Source organism: Jezberella montanilacus, assembly GCF_003003055.1.
Classification (GTDB): Bacteria; Pseudomonadota; Gammaproteobacteria; order Burkholderiales; family Burkholderiaceae_B; genus Zwartia; species Zwartia montanilacus.
This window is the reverse complement of the sequence record NZ_PVTV01000013.1, coordinates 168,630-189,711: the sequence shown is the minus strand read 5'-3', so window position 1 is coordinate 189,711 and position 21,082 is coordinate 168,630. Positions and strand designations below refer to the sequence as shown.

Genomic DNA, 21,082 nt, shown 5'->3' with positions numbered 1-21,082 from the left:
TGGACGAGGGTAGAATATTTGGCAGTAAAGTAATGCTGTTGCGACTTAATGCCTTCTGCGGGATAAAAAAATGGTTGATTTAGAAGCAGTTCACCAACTAGCTCCCACTGGCGTCCTTCGTGCGGCGCTCAATATGATCAATTTCTTATTGATTACCGGTCAATCACCTGAAGGTGAGCCCGAAGGGATTGCGCCTGATATGGCTGGGGCGATCGCTAATATACTGGGTGTTCCGCTAGTGCTGATTCCGTTTGCATCGCCTGGCGAACTGGCTGACGCCGCCACGCAAGACGTTTGGGATATTGGTTTGATAGGCGCTGAACCTGCCCGGGCAGAGACGATAGACTTCACCACGGCCTACGTTGAAATTGAAGCGACCTATTTGGTGCCGGCGGGCTCAGTGCTCACCACTATCGAAGGGGTTGATCGGCCAGGTAACCGCATCGCTGTGTCGGCCCGCAGTGCCTATGATCTCTGGCTGACGCGCAATATCAAACATGCGACGCTGGTCCATGCAGAAGGCTTCGAGGCGACCTTCAATTTATTCGTGAACGAAAAGCTAGACGCCTTGGCTGGTTTACGTGCAGGCCTGATCTCAGATGCCGCCCGACTACCGGGCTCTCGCATTCTTGATGGGCGTTTTACAGCGGTTCAACAGGCGATCGGTGTGCCCAAAGGTCGGCCAGCCGCAGCTAAATTTCTGCAACAGTTTGTCGACGATGCAAAAGCGCATGAGCGTGTTGCGAGACTGATAGAAAAGCATGGGGTCGAGGGCTTATCTGTTGCGCCTTGAAAAGAGGTGCGCCTCAACCCGTGCTTTATCAGACAGGCCGCTTGTTGCACGCGTTAGTTCTTTAGCTTGTAGCCCGTTTTGAAAATCCACTGAACAACGAGCAGGCAAACGATTAAGAAGAAGAAGGTCATGCCAACGCTCAGGCCCAAGCTGACATCACCCGCGTCATAAAAGCTCCAGCGAAATCCGCTGATCAAATAGACCACAGGGTTAAGCAGCGCGACTTTCTGCCAGAAGGGGGGCAACACAGCGATCGAGTAGAAGCTGCCGCCGAGAAAGGTCAAAGGTGTTATGACCAGTAAAGGGACAACCTGAAGCTTCTCAAAGCTATCTGCCCACACACCGATAATAAAACCGAGCAAGCTAAAGGTGATCGAGGTCAACAAAAGAAAGAACACCATCCAGAAAGGATGGGCGATATGCAAGGGCACAAAAAATGTTGCGGTAGCCAGAATGATGAGACCAAGAATGATTGACTTGGTCGCCGCCGCGCCAACGTAGCTTAAGACGATTTCAAGGTGCGAAACCGGTGCCGATAAAATCTCATATATCGTCCCACTGAATTTCGGAAAATAAATGCCGAAGGAAGCATTCGAGAGGCTTTGGGTTAATAAGGACAGCATGATCAAGCCAGGCACAATGAATGCCCCGTAGCTGACCCCATCGAGTGACGGCATGCGTGACCCGATTGCTGCCCCGAAAACCACAAAGTAAAGTGAGGTCGAAATCACCGGGGCGATGATGCTTTGCATCACGGTGCGACGTGTTCTTGCCATCTCGAAATTAAAGATGGCGCTAATGGCGTGAAAGTTGAGCTGCATGATTATTGAACCTCGCCGTCGACGAGATCGACAAAAATATCCTCAAGTGAACTCTCGGTTGTTCGCAAATCCTTGAAATGGATATTTGCATTAGCAACGAGATTCAGCACTTCAGTGATTGTTGGGCCTTTGCTCTCTGAGTCGTAGGTGTAAGTGATTTCATCTTTCATTTTCGAGAGTGTGAGACCCTCAATCGCTAGCGACCCTGGTAGCTCGTTTAAGGGTGTGGTTAGTTGCAAAATCAATTGTTTTTTGCCAAGCTTTTTCATCAACGATGCAGTCGTATCAACCAGTTGTAGCTCACCCTTGGTGATGATGCCGATGCGATCTGCCATTTCTTCAGCTTCTTCGATGTAGTGCGTGGTCAAAATGATCGTGACGCCAGTTTGCTGCAGTTGTCTGACTAACTCCCACATATCGCGTCGTAAACTGACGTCAACGCCGGCGGTGGGTTCGTCTAAGAAGAGCACTTGCGGTTCGTGAGACAAGGCCTTGGCAATCATCACCCGCCGCTTCATACCGCCAGAGAGGCGCATGATTCTTGTATCTTTTTTATCCCACAGTGACAGATCTTTGAGGATCTTTTCGATCAAGGCTGGATTAGCAGGTTTACCAAACAGGCCCCTGCTAAACGAGACGGTGTTCCAGACGGTTTCAAACATATCCGTTGATATCTCTTGCGGGACGAGACCCACCCGCGAGCGCGCTTCGCGGTAGTGGGTGATGTGATCAAAACCGTCAATCACGACATGGCCCGCCGATGGATTGATCGTGCCACAGATGATGCCGATCAACGTCGTTTTGCCTGCGCCATTTGGGCCAAGCAAAGCAAAAATCTCGCCTTGATGTACTTCAAGATTGATATTCTTTAACGCAATGAAACCAGTTGCGTACGTCTTCGATAACGAAGAGATGGTAATGATGTTGTTCATCGGTGCATGACTTTAAAGAATAAGCTGGTGCCAACCGAGCATGGCTGCAGGCTGAGCGTATGAATAACTGATTATGAATAGTAACTCTTTGTTACGACAGGACTTCGCATCCTATAATCCCAAGATGGAAAACACCAAACGCTTAATCGTTGCGTTGACTGGCGCCTCAGGAACCCTTTACGGGATCAGGCTGCTTCAAACATTAAAAGCAACTGACATCGAGACTCATTTAGTCATGAGTGATTCAGCCAAAATTACGATGACGGCTGAGACAGACTTTAAGCTTGCCGAAGTCGAGGCGCTGGCGGATGTTGTGCATGCGGCAAAGAATATCGGCGCCTCGATCGCTTCAGGTTCATTCAAGACACTTGGTATGGTGGTTGCGCCTTGCTCGATCAATACGCTATCTGAGATTGCCTGGGGCATTACGGGTAATTTGATCTCTCGAGCGGCTGATGTGGCTTTAAAAGAACGCCGCCGGGTGGTTTTACTTGTACGAGAAACCCCGTTTCATGCGGGGCACTTAAAGGCTATGACGCAAGTCACCGAAAACGGCGCGATTGTGATGCCTCCCGTGCCCGCCCTTTATACGCGTCCTCAAAGCGTTGATGACATCATTAATCACAGTGTCGGTCGGGTGTTGGATTTGTTTCAAATTGAAACAAATCTGGTTTCCAGATGGGATGGTCTGAAGGTTCAAAAGTAGCCTTTTCAGCTTTATTACGAAACTGTAATAAGAACGGGTGTGATCCGTCACATATTTATCCGTACACTTCAGCCTTCTGAAAAGCGGGTCTTGGGTTGTCCTGTTCCCGAGCTCGTTACCTTTGAACTTTGATTCGATCAAAATGAAATCATTTGACCTTCTTGCAAACAAAAAATCCCCCAAGCTGTGGTTATGGGCGCTGGCAGCTCTGATTGTTGGCCTTGCCCTCTTTGTTGGAAGCCGGTTGTTCCACGCCGAAGCACCTGAGGCGCGAGTTGATACGACACAAGCTGTAGACAAGGACTATGTCGATCTGAACGAAAAACAGTTGGCGAGTGTGAAAATAGCGCCCGCCAAAACAGCAGATTTCTTGGCAACTTATAGTGCCTACGGTAACGTTGGTTTCAATGAAAACTCGGCCGTACAAGTTTTCACTAACTATCAGGGGCGAGTGATTCAGACGTTCGCCGACGTTGGCGATACCGTTAAAAAAGGCCAGGTTTTATTTAGCGTAGATAGCGCTGATCTGGCGCAGGCCGAGTCGACGCTACTGGCAGCGAAAGGGGTTTACGCCCAGACAACTGCAACGCTGGCCAGGGCGACTGAGCTATATGAAACAAAAGCGATTTCATTAAAAGAATATCAACAAAATGTTGCCGATCAAAATACTGCCGAAGCTGCGTTGAAAGCAGCCCGGCTGACCGTGGCGCTGTTCGGTAAATCGGATGCAGAGATCGCGCAAATCGAACTCAAGAGAAAGATCGATTCGACGCTCAAGGTATTAAGCCCGTTATCGGGTTCTGTCATTACGCGCAATGTTCAGCCTGGCCTGCTTGTGCAGCCTGGTTCGGCCCCGGCGCCCTTTGTTGTGGCCGACGTTTCAACCAAGTGGCTGATAATTAACGCCACTGAAGCAGAGAGCCCACGCTTTAAAGTCGGTCAGGAAGTTGACGTGAAAGTGACTGCTTTTCCGACTGAAATTTTTAAGGGTCGGATTAAAGTTGTAGGCTCTGTCGTCGACCCTGTCACAAGAACTGTCGTGGTTCGCTCAGAAATCGCTGATGCCGCAAACATACTCCGCTCGGGTATGTATGCCACCTTTACCGTTCGATCCGATCAGGTCACAAAGAGCGTTGCGGTGCCAGACGAGGCTCTGGTTCGTGAGGGTGATGGCACTATGTCAGTCTGGATTGCCGAAGCCAATAAAAGAATGAAAAAACGCACTGTGACAACCGGCCTGCGCACGAACGGCCTGGTGCAAATTACTCAAGGTTTGAAAGAGGGTGAACTGATTGCCTCGACCGGGTCCATATTTTTGAGCAACATATTATTGGTTGGCGAGTAACTGATCCATCGGTTAGGTCATTTAATCGAACTTAATGTGCGCCCCTCAGTTTTGAAACAGAGAGATTTTTCGTGATAGCGTCAATCATTTCCTTCGGTCTTACCCGTCGCCCGATCATTTTGCTGGGCCTGCTGGTCTTTATCGCAGCGGGGTTGATGGCCTTCAGCAAACTGAATATCGAGGCCTATCCGAACCCAGCCCCAGTCATTCTTGAAATCACTGCCCAGGCGCCCGGTCTGTCGGCAGAAGAAATGGAGAAGTACTACACGGTCCCGATGGAGATCGGCCTATATCCAACCCCCGGGATCACGAATATTCGATCCACTTCGTTTTATGGTCTTTCGTTTGTGCGCGTGACGTTTAGATACGACGTTGACTTCTACTTCGCTTATGCGCAGGCTGGTATTAGTTTGCAACAAAACGTGAACTTGCCCGCTAATCAGATCCCCCAGATTCAACAGTCGAGTCTTGTGGGTGAAATTCTTCGTTACCAAGTGGTCGGCCCAGCTAGCTTTGGTTTGACCAACCTTCGTACCGTCAACGACTGGGTGGTCGAGCGCAGGTTAAAGACAATCCCAGGGGTCGTACAAACCAATACTTGGGGTGGCACAACCAAGGAGTTTCAAGTACAGCTGGACATTGCCAAGCTACAGGCGCGAAACGTCACGCTGCCGCAGGTCGTGACCGCATTGGGTAACGCGAACATTAACGTTGGCGGCAGGGAGTTAGCCTTCGGTCAGCAGTCAATAAACATCAGAGGTGTCGGCCTGATAGATGACGGCGGCGAGGATGATCTGACCAAAGGCGATCGCATTACTGATATCGAAAACGTTGTCTTGGGCCAAACCAATGGCGTTCCCGTTCTGGTCAAGGACGTGGCGAAGGTTGAAATAGGTTTTGTCCCCCGTTTGGGCATCGCAGGCAAAGACAATCAGCCTGATGTTGTCGCGGGTATTGTTGTGATGGGACGCAGTCAGCACACCAATGACATGATTCCAAAAGTGAAAGCGATGATTGATGCGATGAACACCGATGGCAGCTTGCCAGCAGGTGTCAAAATCGTCCCGTATTACGATCGCTCGGGGCTAGTAGCTGTCACCACGCACACTGTGATCGAAAATCTGGTCTTTGGTTGTCTCTTGGTATTCTTTATCCAGTGGATATTCTTGGGTGACTTGCGCAGTGCGATCATTGTTGGCGTCAATATCCCGTTCGCCTTACTTTTCAGCATCATTATTCTCGTCGCAAGAGGCGAGGACGCTAACCTGCTTTCAATTGGTGCCGTAGATTTCGGGATTATTGTTGATTCTGCGGTGATTCTCGTAGAAAACATTTTCAGGAACTTCCAGCAGACAGGCGCCGCGAGGCGGCGACTGATAGAGAATGTTGAAGGCACCGGTTTTGACGAACAGGCTCAAATCAAACGGTACCCGAAATGGACTGAACGTCTAAGCATGATTCTGATCAGCTCAAAACAGGTAGACAGCTCTGTGTTGTTCTCTTCAGTCATCACGGTCGCGGCGTTTATCCCGCTGTTCACGATGCAAGGCGTTGAAGGGCAGATCTTCGGCCCGATGGCCAAGACCTACGCTTATGCACTTAGCGGTGCTTTGATCGCAACTTTTGTTGTCACTCCCGTTTTAGCCTCGTTGTTACTGCCGGCTCACATTGAAGAGGTCGAAACTTTTCTGGTGAGATTTTTACGTCACAAGTATGAGCCGGTTCTGCGCTGGTCGTTGATTCATTGCAAAAAAATGGTGGGTTTTGGCGTTGTCTTTTTGGCGCTGACGTTTTTTCTGGCTACCCGCCTTGGCTCTGAATTCTTACCTGCGTTAGAAGAAGGCAACCTGTGGATTCGTGCCGCAATGCCAATGACCATGGCCTTAGACGCGGGTGAGGAACCCACAGCTAAGATGCGCGCAATCTTGTTGCGTCATCCTGAGGTTCTGACTGTCGTGTCGCAACACGGCCGTCCTGATAACGGCAGCGATGCGGCCGCGTTCTCAAATGTAGAGTTATTCGTCCCACTAAGGCCCTATGATGAATGGAAGGGCGGTCGAACCAAAGAGATGCTGACTGCCGATATTCAAAAAGAGTTCGACGACGAGCTGCCAGGTATTGTGTTTAATTTCTCACAGTACATTCAAGATAACGTTGAGGAAGCCCTTTCAGGGGTGAAAGGCGCGAATTCAGTCAAAATCCTGGGGCCTAATTTGGCCAAACTTGAAGAACTCGCCGAGCAGGTGCGGGCTCAAATGAGGACGGTGAAAGGGGTAGAAGATCTTGGTATCTTCTATTTGCGTGGGCAACCCAACTTGAATATAAAAGTTGATCGCGAAAAGGCGGCTCGCTATGGATTGAATACAGGCGACGTCAACACCTTTATTCAAGCATCGCTTGCGGATCTCGTGGTCACCACCGTGCTTGAAGGCCCGCGGCAGTTCAGTTTATCTGTGCGCATGGCGAAAGAAGGGCGTGACGATATCGAAAAAGTGAAGGCTTTGAGAATCGGTTATCAGACACCAAGTGGTGCGACTGCTTATATCCCTTTATCCTCAGTTGCCGACATCACCGTTGACACGGGGGCGACCTACATTTATCACGAATCCACAGCACGATTTATCCCGATTAAATTTAGTGTTCGAGGCCGTGACTTGGGCAGCACTGTCGCTGAAGCGCAGGACAAGATTACAAAAAATGTTGCGCTACCGCGTGGCTATCAGATTATCTTTGCAGGTGAATTCGAGGATCTGCAAAAAGCAAAAGAGCGCTTAACGACGATTGTGCCCATTACGTTGATCCTGATTTTGATCTTGCTTTATTGCTTGTTTAATTCATGGATGGATAGCTTACTGGTTCTGGCCGGACTTCCTTTCGCGATTGGTGGGGGCGTGATTGGTTTGTATGTTGCAGGTTTGGACTTCAGTATTTCAGCCGCAATTGGATTCATCTCTTTATTCGGGATTACGGTGATGAACGGTATCTTGATGACGAGTTACTTCAATCACACGCGTGAATCAACGGATTTAAGTTTGATCGATGCCATGTTTCATGCGGCGAGTCAGCGGATGCGACCGATGTTGATGACTGCCTGGTCCGCTTGTATCGGCTTGTTTCCTGCTGCAATTTCTCACGGTATTGGTAGTCAGGTTCAAAAGCCCCTCGCTACCGTAGTCGTGGGCGGGTTGTTAATTGGGCCAATCATGCTGCTGATAGTGGTGCCAGCACTGATGCTGCTTAAAGATATGGCCTTTAGCGACAAAGCGAAGGACGCACGGTGAGACTAACCCTGACCATCGACCTCTTTGCCAGGAGCTCTGCGATCAGACAACTGCATCGTCAGCACGGTGGTGGTCTTTGGGCGTTAGTGTGTCTCACGGTATGTTTGCAAACCCTTGCGCAGGGTGTTCCTTTTTTGACCTGGTTAAGCTGGCCGTTTTTGGTTTATGTCACGAGCGCTTTGTTGTGCGTGCCGACTTTGCGGCCATCTCGTATCCCGTTGCTGTGGCTGAATGAATTAGCCACTCTGCGCGCCCGACCAACCGTCCTGATCAGTTTATTGCTCTACGGGGTGCTTGGTTTTATCATGTTCACCGGCCTGAGCGACCTGATCAGGCTATTGCAATTGTCTGCGTTTGCCGCCCGCCTGAATCTTCCCCTCATCGCTGTTTTTCCCTATGCATTTTCGGAAGCGCTGGTGATACTTTTTATGGCCTCCTGCTCAGCGCGGTTGGCGATGGATGATAGTGATGTCTTCGTACTTTTAGCTAAGGCTATGCGGGATCTTTTCTTTTCACCTATCTCGTGCCTGGTTTTGATTTTGTTTTACGCACTAGTCTGGACCCGTGTCGTCACGTACCTGGCCATACAAATGAAATCGCCTCTGTTGTCGAGCCTGCTTGGCCATGGCGTTTATTCGTTAATCGCTACGCTTTGGGCTGCAGGTGGCTTATACCCGCTGGGTCGTCGCGATGTCTCTGACTCTGAAATGAAGCTTGCTTGACCGATATGAAAGAAATGAACAACGTGAAAAAACTTAAGCTGAAATCAACCCGAATCATGATCCTGAGTACGTTGGCACTCGGACTGACCGCTTGCTCGGTTGGGCCAGATTACGTGCGTACTCAGACAAACGCCGTGTCAAGTTTTACGCGTGACGTTGATTCTGCGGCGATTCAAGCGGGTGAGCCAATAGCGACTCGAGTTGAAACAGATTGGTGGAAGGCCTATCAATCCGAGGCACTCAATCAAGTGGTTGACCTGGCGCTTAAAAATAACCCCACTATCGAAGCGGCACTCGCTAATTTGAAAGTAGCGAAGGCCAACGTCAGAGCGCAGCAGGGTTTCTTTTTTCCGAGTGTCGGGGCAGGGTATTCAGGTTCGCGCGGCAATGTCGGTAATTATGTGTCAGCCCCAACTTCTGTCGTTAACGGCGATAGCAGCTACTCGCTTCAAACCGCTCAGTTGAGCGTGGGTTTCACCCCAGATATTTTTGGACTAAATCGCCGGCAAGTCGAGTCGCTCAAGGCACAAGCAAACAGTGCGCAGTATCAATTGGACGCCTTGAAAATCACGGTGGCCAGTAATGTGATCGCCGCGATCATGCAAGAAGCGACACTATCCGAGCAGTTCACTGCTCAACAAGAATCGGTCAAACTGGGTCTGGCACAACTGGTCACAGCGCGAAAGCTTTTCTCGACTGGCTACTTCAGCCGGGTTGATCTTGCTAATCAAGAATCTGCCTATGCGGCCACTCAGCAAGCTGGCTTCGCAGTCAAAAAAGCGCTCGATCAGACACGCGACTTAATCGCAGTGTTGTGCGGCCAGTACCCCAGCGAGGCACTGAAACTCGTTGAACTCAGTGCAATGAAAATCCCCGCTCACTTACCGAGAGCCGTACCCTCTCAGTTGGTTGATCAGCGCCCTGATGTGATGGCCGCTGAAGAGCTGGTCAAGGCAGCGAATGCGCAAATTGGCGTGGCTGTTGCCAACATGCTTCCTCAATTCTCGATCGTTGCGGCGATGGGTGGTGCCTCTAACGCAATCAATACATTATTTGCTGCGGGCAACCCCTTCTGGGGTGTCACCGGAAACCTGTCTCAAACGGTGTTCGACGCGGGTACGCTTTATTTCCGTAAAGAGGCGGCAGAAGCAGCAACAGCCCAAGCCCTTGCCCAATATAAGGCAACTGTCCTGGTGGCATATCAGAACGTAGCAGACACACTGTATGCGCTTGAGATGGACAGGCAGGCTTTAGATGCCGCGCTTGAAAATGAAAAGGCCCTGTTGGCGATTGCAACTGCAACGAAACAACAATTTGATAAAGGCTACGCGGCAGAGCCCGCTTTTCAACTTGTTCAGCAGAGTTATTTGAGCGCTAAGACAGCCCGTCTCCAGGCGCAAGCAACCTATATGGGCGACACGGTCGCTTTGTATCAATCCTTAGGTGGTGGTTGGACGCGAGAATCTAGCGACGCCGGAGCAGGCAAGCGGGATTAACGCGTCCCTCAGCCGGTCAATTTGGCACTAGGACTTCTTGTGCGATATTGGTTTGAGGATTGGTCATGACCTGCCAGTGATAACCAGCGGGAGCTGGCTTGTTAGCACCAGGAGTTTGCACGTACACGGGCTGCTGCTGTACGACCACAGGTTGCTGCACGACAACGGGTTGCTGCACAATAACCGGGGCTGGCGGGTAGTAATAGGGCGATCCATAATAGTAAGGCGAGGCGAACGCTCCGCCGACTAGCGCGCCAGCGACAACGCCTCCGACTATGGCTGGACCCACCCAACCGCCACGATAATAGCCACCGTGACCGTGCCAAGCGTTGGCGTTCACGCTCATCAGCAAGGCAGCGGCGAAGCCTGCGGAAAGAAGTATTTTTTTCATGACGTCACCGAGTTCAAGTTATGTTGTTAGGTATGCACAGTGAGATTGTGAACGAGGGGCTAAGTTCCCTCAATTTGCCAGATTTTGTTCGGCCATGTCATTACAAAGTGGTAATCAAAGTTATTGCATGAGTTAAGGCTTAACAGTCTTACGGCAATATTTTCAAAAACTTTAATGTTTTACGTCTATTTTGTTGGGTAGTGCTTGATATTTAAGGACTTTTGTATTAAAAAACACATTGTAAGCAGTATTAATTCATTCTATTTCGAGCGAGAAATACAATGGCTACTAATCCAATTGCGCTAGGGCAGTCGCTGCCCACCACGATTGCACCGGCAACGCCTGCAACGGGATCCGCTTCGTCTGCGGCAAACGCGACAACGATTAACACCGCAGTGACTGCGGTTGGCCTCACAGGTGTCAATCAAGGCTCGCAAAGCCCGAGCACCTCCAATTCAGGTGGGCAACAGAACGGTAATGGGCCTAGCGGTTACCTGCTTCAGGCATTTGGCACCGCTCTCTTGCAGTCCGGCGTCAGTCTTTTTGGGCCTGCCCCTAAAGGCGCCACGACAAGCGCTTCAAGCACCGCTTCAACCACCGCTTCAGCCCTTGTTCAGACTGCACAACCGACTACTCAGTCGACTACGCCGACTGCGAGCGCTGCAAGCAGTTCCACCACAACTCAGTCAGCTGATGTGCTTCCCATCAGAGATGCTATCCATCAGTTTATGCATGATTTGATGACGGCGGTTAGTGCTCAACAAAGTGCAGCTACTTCGTCCGTTTCATCTCCCGGTATTGCGTCGAGCGTCAGCGCGACGGGTTACACCAATATGTCTAGTGTTTTAAGCGGGCTGATCGCCCAGTTGTCTGCGCCATCAATAACTAATCAAGACGGTGGTGTCTCGCCCAATTCGTTGCTGTCAACCTTGCAGACTGATTTTCAGCAAATTGTTGCAGCGTCTGGCGGGGCGACAACCTCACCCACCAGCCCAAGCTTTGATTCGTTTTTGCAAAACCTTCAGTACACGATTAGTGCGCTGGGTCAGGCAAGCCCCTCAACGACAGGCAGTCTGATCAACGTGACTGCCTGATCTCGATTGCTTATTTTTTGGTCGGGTGCAAAAGCAGTTTCTGCACTCGCCAATTTAAAAGTTCACCGACATATAGTGTGTTTTCATTGGGACATGCAATCGCATGGATCCAGCCAAATTGCTTCAGCTGTTTGCCAGACTGCCCGAGAACACCCAACACAGTGCCGTCTAACGTCATCTTGTAGATACGTCCTGGGTAAGCATCGGAGACGAACATCACTGGTTTCGGCCCAGTTGTAATGCAAAGCGACCAAGGCGAACCCGGCATCTGAACCTTATTGATCATCGCGGGATCATCTTTTTTCGAGATGTCTGGCACATCGCCAATGGCAGGTTGGATTTTTGGATCGAACGGCACATCGATTTTCATTTCACGCTGGAACTTGCCGTTGCTGTCGAATACCTGAATACGTCTGTTGCCTCGGTCGGCAACGTAGATATTGCCATTTGCATCAGCTGCGATGCTGTGAGGCGTATGAAACTCACCCTGCTTTTGCCCGCGATCACCCCAAGACATCAACCAATTGCCGTTTTTGTCGGCCTTGGCCACACGTGAGTTAACGTAGCCGTCACTGATAAACAAATCGCCTTGTGGATCCCAAGCCACGTCAGTGACTTGCCTGAACTTGCCGACCTCTGCCTTAAGTGGTGGGTTGGGATGTTCAAGTGGCCCTGTTTCTTTGTCTGAAGCCTCTTGTTTGCGACCGAACACCATGCGCACGCGACCAGCAGGATCAAAACTGATCACCATGTCTGAGCCTTTGTCAGTTACCCAGATATTGTCATCCTTGTCGATTCGAACCATATGGGCATAAGACCAGGCGTAAAGGCCCTTACCGACCTCTCTGATAAATTGACCCTTACCATCGAATTCGAGCAGTTGCGACGCTGCTGCTGAGAAGGCTGGCCCACTCGTTGCCCCGCGGTGTAGTACAAAAATGTGACCCTTTGAATTGACTGCAACACCGCTCACCTCGCCCAGATGCATATCTTTGGGCATGACGAGAGGGTTGGGCACTGAGTCAAAAGGGATCTCTGGTACACCCGCTTGGGCGAAAGTCGTCGTACTGACGGCCATTAAGGCTGTGACGAGCAATGATTTCATGTTGAAGTCTCCGTTATGGTTGTCATTGTGGTGACAAGCGTAACGCAAAAGACCAAATGAAAGTATAAAAACGCGCTGTCGATACGTTGGTCTTTATTCGTCTGTAATCAAACGCTTACCCATGCTGATGACTTCGTCCTGTTTGTAGCCCAGGCTTTCATAAAAGGCGACGACCTGACTATTGGTCGCCCGAATTTGCAAGCTTAGTTTGGGGCAGCCCGAGGCCTCAAGTAACTGTTCGCCATAGGCCATCAGTTGCCTGGCGTAGCCTTTTCGTTGATGCGAAGGGTGGACAGCCAAGTAATTCACCCAGCCCCGGTGGCCTTCATAGCCAAACATCACGCTGGCGACGATTGCTTGATTGACTTCACCGACCAGAAACCACTCTGGCTTGACAGTTAATTTGCGTTCAATATCCAGTCGTGGATTGTTCCACGATCGTGTTAGCCCGCAGAGGTTCCACAGCTCAATGACTGTATCGGTATTCGCTTGAGAAAAAGGTTTTATCTGCATCATATTGGTGTTTTTGAGCATTAACTTTGTAAGGTTCGAGTAGGGCTTTTCATCAAATTAGCTAGACTTATTCAGCACTATTATTTACTGTATCGCTTGATCCAAAAATTGCCATTGAGCGGGTTCATGAATAGTCTTGCGCACCCTGCAGATCTGTTAAGTGTTGCCATCTTGGTCTTATTGCTTGGGATGCGCCATGGTTTTGATGCAGACCATTTGGCTGCAATCGACGGTTTGACGCGGTACAACCACAAAGATAGCCCGAAACTAGCAAAATATGCCGGTTTCCTTTTCTCGTTAGGGCATGGCTTAATTATCGTCCCGATCTCTGTTAGTGCCGCGACGCTTACCCGAGACATTAAATTACCCGATTGGTTGGATGGCTTCGGCACATGGACATCAGTATCCATCTTGCTCGCCCTCGCAATTGCGAACATCCATGGCGTTTTGCATACCCCAAATACTGAGCTAGTCAGCTTGCGCGGCTGGCGCTACCGGTGGTTTGCCAAGCTACTTAATGTGCGTAGCCCTTATGCCATGCTCGCGGTGGGTGCGTTATTCGCTCTGTCTTTTGATACCCTGAGTCAGGCGTCACTCTTTGCCGTCATCGCGCTTGAATACCAGCGATGGCAACTCGCCCTGGTCTTTGCTCTCGTTTTTGTAGTCGGTATGTTAATCACCGACGGCATTAACGGGCTGTTTATTGCGAACCTGATCACGCGATCAGACCAAACTGCCCGGATTGCTTCACGCGTGATGGCATTGTCTGTCGCAAGCGTCAGCATTCTTGTCGCGGTTCTGAATATCGCTGGGGCTACCTTGCCCGATTTTGAAACCTGGCGCACAGGGAAAGAGCTCTGGTTTGGTGCCGTCGTGATGGGCGTTCTCATCGCAAGCTACGGGCTTGGTCAAAAACTCAGCCAAACGAATTGATTACTATCCCGTCTTACCTTCACTTTAGTTGGATTAATCATGGATATTGCAAATAAGGTTTTCATTGTCACCGGCGGTGCTTCTGGTTTGGGTGCTGGTACCGCCCGCATGTTGACCGCTAACGGTGCTCATGTGGTGATTGCTGATTTGCAGGATGAGGCAGGGCAAGCGCTCGCCGCTGAGTTAAAGCAGCGCTATGTCCACTGCGACGTCACCAGCCAGGCGGACGGTCAAGCCGTTGTGGCTAGCGCCGTTGAAATGGGCAAGCTCATGGGCCTGGTCAACTGCGCTGGTATTGCCCCCGCGTCGCGGATCGTGGGCAAGCAAGGCGCTCATGATCTGGATTTGTTCAAAAAGGTTGTGACGATCAATTTGATTGGATCCTTCAACATGGCCAGACTTGCTGCTGAGGCGATGTGCAAAAACGATCCCGAGTCGACTGGCGAACGCGGTGTGCTAATCAACACTGCTTCGGTTGCCGCCTATGAGGGTCAGATCGGGCAAGCAGCCTACTCTGCATCCAAAGGTGGCGTTGTCGGGATGACGCTGCCTATCGCGCGTGACCTTGCAGGCTTTGGCGTGCGCTGTGTCACGATTGCCCCAGGCATTTTTGGTACCCCTATGATTTTTGGTATGTCGCAAGAGGTGCAGGATTCTCTTGCTTCGAATATCCCTTTCCCTTCACGGTTGGGTCGTCCAGAGGATTATGCGAAACTTGTGCTGTCGATCATGACCAATGAGATGATCAACGGTGAGACTATCCGGCTGGATGGTGCGATCAGATTGGCGCCGAAGTAAGCGTTACTTCAAGTGTCTGCGTAACTCGGCGATAAAAAACCGTAATTGCTCGCGCGGCACAAATTGGCCGACTTCGACTGTTTGTGCTGCTTCAGACAGTCGAAACACCTTACTGTTTCTTGGGGGAATCGTTAGTTCCGTCCACAGTGTATTGAACTCGTAAATACGTTCTTGATAGCCAATGAATTTTTTGACGATCAGCTTGGTGCCGTCGATCTGGATCTCTTCAAAGTCCAGTGCATGGCGCGAATAAACCAAAAAGCCGATTGTGACGGCAGTCACTTCAATCGTGCTGAAGATAGGCACGACCCAAATGCCAGCGATAAAAAAGCCAATTCCCACTGACAGTGAAACGCCCACCAGAAGCGCGTAGAAAACGCTTAACTGCTTTGGGGTGAGAGAGCAATTACGCTTGGTTCGCCAAATCTTCATGACCCGTCAATCCATCAATTTGTTACTCATCGCAATCAACCTTTTTTGTGGTCCATCACAGCAAATTATTCAAACCAATGGATTTATAACAGCAGGGACGAGTCGAAAGCGCTTAAGCCTAACGCCTTCAGGGGCATCCATCTTTCTAGCGGTATAGTTGTGCCCAATTAACTTAACTATCTCAGGTGCTTGCTCTTGGAATTTATCAACGATTCACTTACTGTTTTCGTCACGGTTTTCGCGACGATGTTCCCCATTGTTAATCCTTTGGGGGGTGCCCCGATCTTTTTAAGTCTGGTGAGCGATTGCAGCCCCGACGTTAAAAGAAAGCTTGCCAAAACAGTCGGGATCAACAGCTGCATTTTGATGCTTGCAAGCATGATGATTGGCCCCAAGCTGTTGCTCTTTTTTGGCGTGTCCTTACCCATCCTTCAAATCGCTGGCGGAGCCGTTGTCGCGACCATGGGTTGGAATTTGCTTAATCAGGCACCGAAATCAGCTGATGAGCCAGGTGGCGTTGTTCGTATCAATGATGCCACAGCACTCAGACATACTTTTTACCCGTTAACGCTGCCCTTGACGGTCGGACCCGGCTCCATTGCAACTGCGATTGCCCTGGTTGCCAGTCGAACGCAATCCTCTATCTTCAGCGTTGATTCTGTTTTCAACCTTGAAAGAGAGCTATCCTCGATTATTGGGGCGCTGCTTGGGGTTCTCGCCGTGTCAGTCGCGGTTTATATTGCGTATTGGAAAGCAGCTGACGTCGAGCGACTTTTGGGTGAAAACGGCACCAATGTGCTAACTCGCCTGTTTGCCTTTATCCTGCTGGCGATTGGTGTCCAGATTGTATGGGGTGGATTGCATGGCTTGCTTTTAGAAGTCATTAAGGAATTACCCTCGCGTTCGTTTGGTTGACCTGTTAAAAAAGAGGAGCGAATTGGGCGATGGCACGACAACCTAAACGGCGCAGGGGTAAGGGCCGTTATGACAGCGGGCTTAACTGGCTACTCTGGTCGGCAAGATTGACATTCTTGTTCGTGTGGATTGTGTCGCTGGTTGCAGTATTAATTGCGGGTGACCAGAAGAAAGGCTTGGCGGTTACGTTTGTTTTGTTAGTGACTGCATGTTTTCTCTACCAAGTATTCTGGTCCTTAAGCTTGGATGAAGACTCGGATGTTGATGAAGTCGACTTGGGCGCACAATTGAGAGAGCTCGATCACGAGCTCGTCTACGTTAAATCTCAATACGAGTCTTTGAGCGAAGAGAAAATGGATCTGGCGGATGAGCTCAATCGAAGGCTTAAAGTCTTAAAAGCTGATTACGCAATTTTAGAAGCCGAGTACGAACTGCTGTTCACGCGCGAGCGGCCAAAAAAAGCGGTCAAAGGCAATGACTTGACGTGAGTTGGCGCTGGGGTTGCGTTTAGGTTGTTGACTTAACTGTCGATTGGCCAAAGACCGTCTAAAACTGAACTCGCGCTGTTAATGACCGCACATAGTTCCGAGATTGAAATCCTCTTGTGTGTCGCTTGACGACGGATCTGCTCGTAAGCCTGAATATCCGTGAGCCCATGCCGTTCAGCCAGTATTTTGACGGCTCTTTCGATCTCTCTCCGAGACCTTAAATTTTCTTCTAGTTTTTTGATCTTCACCAGCAAGCGGTCTTGATAGCCCTTGTTGGCCCTCGCCAGGATCAACGTGCTAAGAATGCCGGTTGGTCTGAACGGCTTGTTAATCACTGCTTGTGCGTTGATATCGATGATGCCTTTGAGTATCGTAGGATTTTCGTATTCCACTAGGGCAACGATCACCGCGTCGCAATCAACGACACTCCAGAAATGCGTCGTGCCAGCTTCGGCAGGTATCAAAACAAAAATGACCTCACTGTCTCTGGGTGGCTCGGGAGGGCAGGGCCAAACAGTGCTCACTCGACAGCCAAACCTTTTTAATTGGTTGACAAGCACACTACATTCGGCACCCTCAGGATGAATCACGATCACCCGCGTGCCACGTAAATCCTCAAAAAGTCGCTTGATTCCAATGTTCATGGTCAGACTATGGCACAAAGAGATCTGTCATGCCATATAGGGTCAAGTAGGGGTCTGGCTTGATGGTTGCCGGTGCCTCCCAAATAATTTCAAAGCCACCTTTACTGCTGACTTTACCGATACGTGGCCGCAACCACGCGTGCTGATTGTCAGGATCCAGCTTGAGATATCCCGAGGGCGCTTCAAAATCGACTTCAAGGGCCGCCTGCACTAGTTTCTGCGTGTCTAGCGAACCAGCGCGTTGCAATGCCCGTGCAAAGAGGTGAACCTGACTGTAGGCACCCTCTGCCCACAGGCTTACTGGACTGGCCAAACCGAACCTGCGCCGAAATGCATCAACGAACTTTTGATTGGCTGGGCTCTGGATCGAACTGAAGTAAGTTGCAGACGTAATGTGTCCTTCACAAAGTTTTGTGTCGATCAGTTCAAGCTCGCCTTCAGCCATAGTCAAACTCGCTATTGGAGTCTTGTTCGGGTCGATACCAAGCTCTCGATAGAGTCGATAAAATTCCCGTCCCGGTCTTCCGACTAAGGTTGAAAAGACAACGTCCGGCTGGGCAATTTTGATTGCCTCTACTGCCCGAGCCAATTCGCCTGTGTTCGCGTTAGTTGGGAAGTACATTTCAGCAGTGATTTCACCGTCTTGCTGCTCGACAACATCCCGCATGATTCGATTGGATTCCCGCGGGTAGATATAGTCAGAGCCGATAAGATGCCATTTTCGATAACCGTGTTTTAGCAGGTATGCGGCAAGCTGCAGGCTATTTTGGTTAGGCGCAGCACCCGTGTAGATGACATTGGGAGAAAACTCAAACCCTTCGTATAAAGAACAATACCAAAGCAAACCATTGCAGCGCTCAATCACTGGCAGCACGGCCTTGCGCGACGATGACGTCGAGCAGCCAAAGAGCACGCTTATACCCTCGTCTAAAAGCAGTTGCTCCGCACAGGAGCGGTATTGGGCTGGTTCAGATTTGGGATCGAGCGCAATCGGTTCGATCATACGGCCTAGTATGCCGCCTGCTTCATTGATCTCTTCAATCGCGAGGACAGTTCCGAAAAAATGCTCGCTCTCTGAGATAGCGGTGACCCCAGAGCGTGAAAACAATACGCCTACCCGCCACGTGTCGGTTGTTTGAAAATCACTTTGTAAGGAGGATAAGACGCTAGACATGTATGGATGTTAATTGATCGGTGCATCGTCTAGATATTGAGCTGAGCTTCTATCGTTGCTCGTGCCCCTGTGTCGTTGGCAGAGCCTGAAGCGACAACTTCACCGCGTTTAAGTACGACGAAATAGTCTGCAAGATTGAGTGCGAATTCGACATTCTGTTCAACAAGCAGCATAGCAGTACCGTGCTGCTGGCGCTCTGTGCGCAAAGCGTTGGCTACGCGCTCGATAACAGATGGTTGAAGCCCCTCAGTAATCTCATCGATCAACATCAGTTTGGGGCGGCTAAGTAAGGCTCTGGCAACCAGTAACATTTTTTGTTCACCCCCAGATAATGTGCCCGCAAGCTGGCGTAATCGCTCGCGCAAAAAGGGAAATAAATCATAGATTGCCTCTATCCGCTCTTCAAGCAGAGTATCGCGTGATAACCCCAGCCGCAGGTTATCTCTGATACTTAAATCGGCAAATAGAGCTTGTTCTTGCGGGGTGTAAGAGACGTTTTGGCGAGCGACCTGATAAGCAGGTAGTGTCGTCACATCACGATCGTTTAACAACACAGCTCCCCGCTGTTTTGGCAAGAAGCCCAAAATTGATTTCAACAGCGTGGTTTTGCCGACGCCATTTTTTCCCAGCAGAGCGACAATCGATCCCGCGGGAACAGAAAGGTTAACGTCACGTAAAACCATCAAAGCGCCGTAGCCGCTCGTTACATCGACGAGTTGGAGAGCGTGGGCGGGGTGGGCCTTTAACGCAGTAGGTTCACGCATGGCCGAGACTTCCTGAATAGATCGTTTTGACGAGATCCGAATCAACTACTTCGCGCACTGTACCTTCCATCACCAAACGGCCCTGATGCAGGACGACGATACGGCTGGAAATCTCTCTGACAAAATCAAGATCATGCTCAACCAGCAATAAACACAAGCCAAAGCGGCTGGTCAGATCAACCAAGATACGACCAATCAGACTGCGTTCGCTTTGCGACAAGCCAGCAGTTGGCTCATCAAGTAAGACCACACGAGGCTCAAGCGCCAGAACCATGGCCAACTCTAGCGCCTGCTTTTCGCCGTGTGATAGCGTATTGGTCACAACGTCCAGTTTTTGATCCAGTTCTGTTGCACGCAGTACTTCGAGCGCATAAGAGGGCAGGTGTAACTCAGTGCTTCGGGTCGAGAAAGAGGGCGTCTCAATTCGGGTTCGAGCAATCCGTAGACATTCCGCAACGGTCAGACTATCGAAAACGGTTGCAGTCTGAAATTTGCGACCGAGGCCAAATTGCACGCACTGATGAGGGGGGGCTAGTTTAATGTCGTGCCCTTGAATATAGATCGTGCCACCACCCCGCTCAGCCCCATCGCTGATACAGCGCATTAACGTTGTCTTGCCTGCCCCGTTAGGGCCTATCAAGCTGACTAGCTCGCCAGCTCTCGCCGAGAAGGTAATGTCTGACAAGACGTTAAGACTACCAAAACTTTTCGCGACACCCTTGAGCTCTATTGCCAGACCGGTATAGAGCCCCGCAGGTTGAGTGGTATCAGCCAGAACCAAGCGCACGGTCTTGGGCTGCTGAGTTGCGTCGTTAATTTTCCGGAACCATTTCAATATCGCAGGTAGTAGCCCTTTGGGTAGAAGTACAATCACCAGAACAAAAGCGATACCCAAAAAAAGTTTCCAGACATAAGGTAGATTCCCGCTTAAGTAGGCGCTGCTCCAGTCAATTAAAACAGCACCTAAGACTGGTCCCATGATCGTACCGCGTCCGCCCAGTGCGACCCAGATAATGACTTCGGTACCAAACACAAAACCAGCCAGCTCGGGTGCAACGACTCCGCTAAAGCTTGCATAACCAAATCCAGCGAGCGACGCAATGATGCCGGTGGCAATTAGTAAATAGATTTTGTAGCGTGAAATGTCGATTCCCAGATAGGAACAGCGCGTCTCATTATCTCGAATGGCAGACAAAATCCGACCACCGTCACTACGCAAAAATAAACATGTGAAGGCCGTTAAAACGACCAGTGCAGAACCCACCAAGCGAAACCAGGTTTCCAGCTCCAGATCGGGTGCTTCGTATCCTGTTAAGCCTGAACTTGAGCCGGTGAACGTGCCGCCAGAAAACAGCACCTGAGTGAGTACGATTGGCAATACGAGGGAAATAACCGACGCGTACAGTGGGGTAGAGCCGTGATAGAAGGATAGCCAACCTGTGATCAAGCCGATGAGTAAGGCTGCGACCACCGCCAGGAAGGCAGCAAGCAGAACATAGCCAGGCCCAAAGCCTAAGTGAGTAAACACCAGGCCAGCGGCGTAAGCGCCGGCCCCGAAAAAGGCTGACTGGCCAAACGTCAAGTAACCGGTATAACCCCAAAGCACATCCACCGTGAGGGCCAGCATTGCAAAAAACAATGCTCGGATCAAAATATTGATCGTATAAGTATCGAGAACGAGGGGTGCGACGAGCACTAGCAACAACGCTGGCAGGATCAACCACATCAGTTGGCG

General features: G+C 50.3%; 21 protein-coding genes. 11 read left to right on the top strand and 10 right to left on the bottom strand.

Annotated elements, in window-relative coordinates:
* Window positions 1-70: 70 nt before the first annotated feature.
* A complete protein-coding gene (locus BCM14_RS08595; protein ID WP_106227601.1) occupies window positions 71-793 on the top strand; it encodes a transporter substrate-binding domain-containing protein in 723 nt (240 codons plus the stop codon).
* A 53-nt stretch (window positions 794-846) separates the two neighbouring features.
* Here the strand turns inward: BCM14_RS08595 and BCM14_RS08590 are convergent, their stop codons facing one another.
* Both BCM14_RS08590 and BCM14_RS08585 read right to left on the bottom strand, forming a co-directional pair.
* Window positions 847-1,614: an ABC transporter permease gene (locus BCM14_RS08590; protein WP_106227600.1), complete on the bottom strand. Its 768-nt coding sequence runs from the start codon at window positions 1,612-1,614 to the stop codon at window positions 847-849.
* Window positions 1,615-1,616: 2 nt separating this feature from the next.
* Window positions 1,617-2,546 carry an ABC transporter ATP-binding protein gene (locus tag BCM14_RS08585; RefSeq protein WP_106227599.1) on the bottom strand — a complete coding sequence of 310 codons (930 nt, stop codon included), beginning with the start codon at window positions 2,544-2,546 and terminating at the stop codon, window positions 1,617-1,619.
* Between the two features lie 124 nt (window positions 2,547-2,670).
* Between BCM14_RS08585 and BCM14_RS08580 the strand changes: the two genes are divergently transcribed.
* The 5 genes from BCM14_RS08580 (at window position 2,671) to BCM14_RS08560 (ending at window position 10,096) form a co-directional block, all read left to right on the top strand.
* Window positions 2,671-3,252 carry a UbiX family flavin prenyltransferase gene (locus BCM14_RS08580; RefSeq protein ID WP_106227598.1) on the top strand — a complete coding sequence of 194 codons (582 nt, stop codon included), beginning with the start codon at window positions 2,671-2,673 and terminating at the stop codon, window positions 3,250-3,252.
* 142 nt (window positions 3,253-3,394) lie between these two features.
* Window positions 3,395-4,597, top strand: a complete 1,203-nt coding sequence (locus BCM14_RS08575) for an efflux RND transporter periplasmic adaptor subunit (protein ID WP_106227597.1) — start codon at window positions 3,395-3,397, stop codon at window positions 4,595-4,597.
* 71 nt (window positions 4,598-4,668) lie between these two features.
* The gene (locus BCM14_RS08570; RefSeq protein WP_106227596.1) at window positions 4,669-7,878 is read left to right on the top strand and encodes an efflux RND transporter permease subunit; all 3,210 of its coding nucleotides are present in this window, start codon (window positions 4,669-4,671) and stop codon (window positions 7,876-7,878) included.
* Window positions 7,875-8,600: a hypothetical protein gene (locus BCM14_RS08565; protein ID WP_106227595.1), complete on the top strand. Its 726-nt coding sequence runs from the start codon at window positions 7,875-7,877 to the stop codon at window positions 8,598-8,600. Before BCM14_RS08570 ends, BCM14_RS08565 begins: the two co-directional genes overlap by 4 nt.
* Before the next feature lie 14 nt (window positions 8,601-8,614).
* Window positions 8,615-10,096 (top strand): efflux transporter outer membrane subunit, encoded by a 1,482-nt coding sequence (locus BCM14_RS08560; RefSeq protein WP_259673510.1) that lies wholly within the window; start codon window positions 8,615-8,617, stop codon window positions 10,094-10,096.
* Between the two features lie 16 nt (window positions 10,097-10,112).
* Here the strand turns inward: BCM14_RS08560 and BCM14_RS08555 are convergent, their stop codons facing one another.
* The gene (locus BCM14_RS08555) at window positions 10,113-10,487 is read right to left on the bottom strand and encodes a hypothetical protein (RefSeq protein ID WP_106227593.1); all 375 of its coding nucleotides are present in this window, start codon (window positions 10,485-10,487) and stop codon (window positions 10,113-10,115) included.
* A gap of 281 nt (window positions 10,488-10,768) precedes the next feature.
* On the opposite strand from BCM14_RS08555, the gene BCM14_RS08550 reads away from it, so the two are divergent.
* On the top strand, window positions 10,769-11,581 hold the full coding sequence (locus BCM14_RS08550; protein ID WP_106227592.1) for a hypothetical protein: 813 nt from the start codon (window positions 10,769-10,771) through the stop codon (window positions 11,579-11,581).
* Window positions 11,582-11,591: 10 nt separating this feature from the next.
* Here BCM14_RS08550 and BCM14_RS08545 read toward each other — a convergent pair whose 3' ends face one another.
* A complete protein-coding gene (locus BCM14_RS08545) occupies window positions 11,592-12,686 on the bottom strand; it encodes a peptidyl-alpha-hydroxyglycine alpha-amidating lyase family protein (RefSeq protein ID WP_106227591.1) in 1,095 nt (364 codons plus the stop codon).
* A 93-nt stretch (window positions 12,687-12,779) separates the two neighbouring features.
* Window positions 12,780-13,199, bottom strand: coding sequence for a GNAT family acetyltransferase (locus BCM14_RS08540; RefSeq protein WP_106227747.1), 420 nt, complete (start codon window positions 13,197-13,199; stop codon window positions 12,780-12,782).
* Window positions 13,200-13,325: 126 nt separating this feature from the next.
* Between BCM14_RS08540 and BCM14_RS08535 the strand changes: the two genes are divergently transcribed.
* Both BCM14_RS08535 and BCM14_RS08530 read left to right on the top strand, forming a co-directional pair.
* A complete protein-coding gene (locus BCM14_RS08535; protein ID WP_106227590.1) occupies window positions 13,326-14,132 on the top strand; it encodes a HoxN/HupN/NixA family nickel/cobalt transporter in 807 nt (268 codons plus the stop codon).
* 39 nt (window positions 14,133-14,171) lie between these two features.
* Complete coding sequence (locus BCM14_RS08530; RefSeq protein WP_106227589.1) at window positions 14,172-14,930, top strand: 3-hydroxyacyl-CoA dehydrogenase; 759 nt, start codon at window positions 14,172-14,174, stop codon at window positions 14,928-14,930.
* A gap of 3 nt (window positions 14,931-14,933) precedes the next feature.
* Here BCM14_RS08530 and BCM14_RS08525 read toward each other — a convergent pair whose 3' ends face one another.
* Window positions 14,934-15,362, bottom strand: a complete 429-nt coding sequence (locus BCM14_RS08525) for a DUF2244 domain-containing protein (protein WP_106227588.1) — start codon at window positions 15,360-15,362, stop codon at window positions 14,934-14,936.
* Window positions 15,363-15,557: 195 nt separating this feature from the next.
* Between BCM14_RS08525 and BCM14_RS08520 the strand changes: the two genes are divergently transcribed.
* Both BCM14_RS08520 and BCM14_RS08515 read left to right on the top strand, forming a co-directional pair.
* Window positions 15,558-16,277 (top strand): MarC family protein, encoded by a 720-nt coding sequence (locus BCM14_RS08520; protein WP_259673509.1) that lies wholly within the window; start codon window positions 15,558-15,560, stop codon window positions 16,275-16,277.
* Window positions 16,278-16,306: 29 nt separating this feature from the next.
* A complete protein-coding gene (locus BCM14_RS08515; protein WP_106227586.1) occupies window positions 16,307-16,765 on the top strand; it encodes a hypothetical protein in 459 nt (152 codons plus the stop codon).
* A gap of 32 nt (window positions 16,766-16,797) precedes the next feature.
* Here BCM14_RS08515 and BCM14_RS08510 read toward each other — a convergent pair whose 3' ends face one another.
* Genes BCM14_RS08510 through BCM14_RS08495 form a run of 4 tightly spaced genes read right to left on the bottom strand, consistent with a single transcriptional unit; the run spans window position 16,798 to window position 21,073 of the window.
* On the bottom strand, window positions 16,798-17,409 hold the full coding sequence (locus BCM14_RS08510) for an ANTAR domain-containing response regulator (RefSeq protein WP_106227585.1): 612 nt from the start codon (window positions 17,407-17,409) through the stop codon (window positions 16,798-16,800).
* Between the two features lie 7 nt (window positions 17,410-17,416).
* The gene (locus tag BCM14_RS08505) at window positions 17,417-18,583 is read right to left on the bottom strand and encodes a transporter substrate-binding domain-containing protein (protein WP_106227584.1); all 1,167 of its coding nucleotides are present in this window, start codon (window positions 18,581-18,583) and stop codon (window positions 17,417-17,419) included.
* Window positions 18,584-18,612: 29 nt separating this feature from the next.
* Complete coding sequence (locus BCM14_RS08500) at window positions 18,613-19,347, bottom strand: ABC transporter ATP-binding protein (protein ID WP_106227583.1); 735 nt, start codon at window positions 19,345-19,347, stop codon at window positions 18,613-18,615.
* On the bottom strand, window positions 19,340-21,073 hold the full coding sequence (locus BCM14_RS08495) for an ABC transporter permease subunit (protein WP_106227582.1): 1,734 nt from the start codon (window positions 21,071-21,073) through the stop codon (window positions 19,340-19,342). The genes BCM14_RS08500 and BCM14_RS08495 overlap by 8 nt, the downstream gene beginning before the upstream one ends.
* Window positions 21,074-21,082 lie beyond the last annotated feature (9 nt).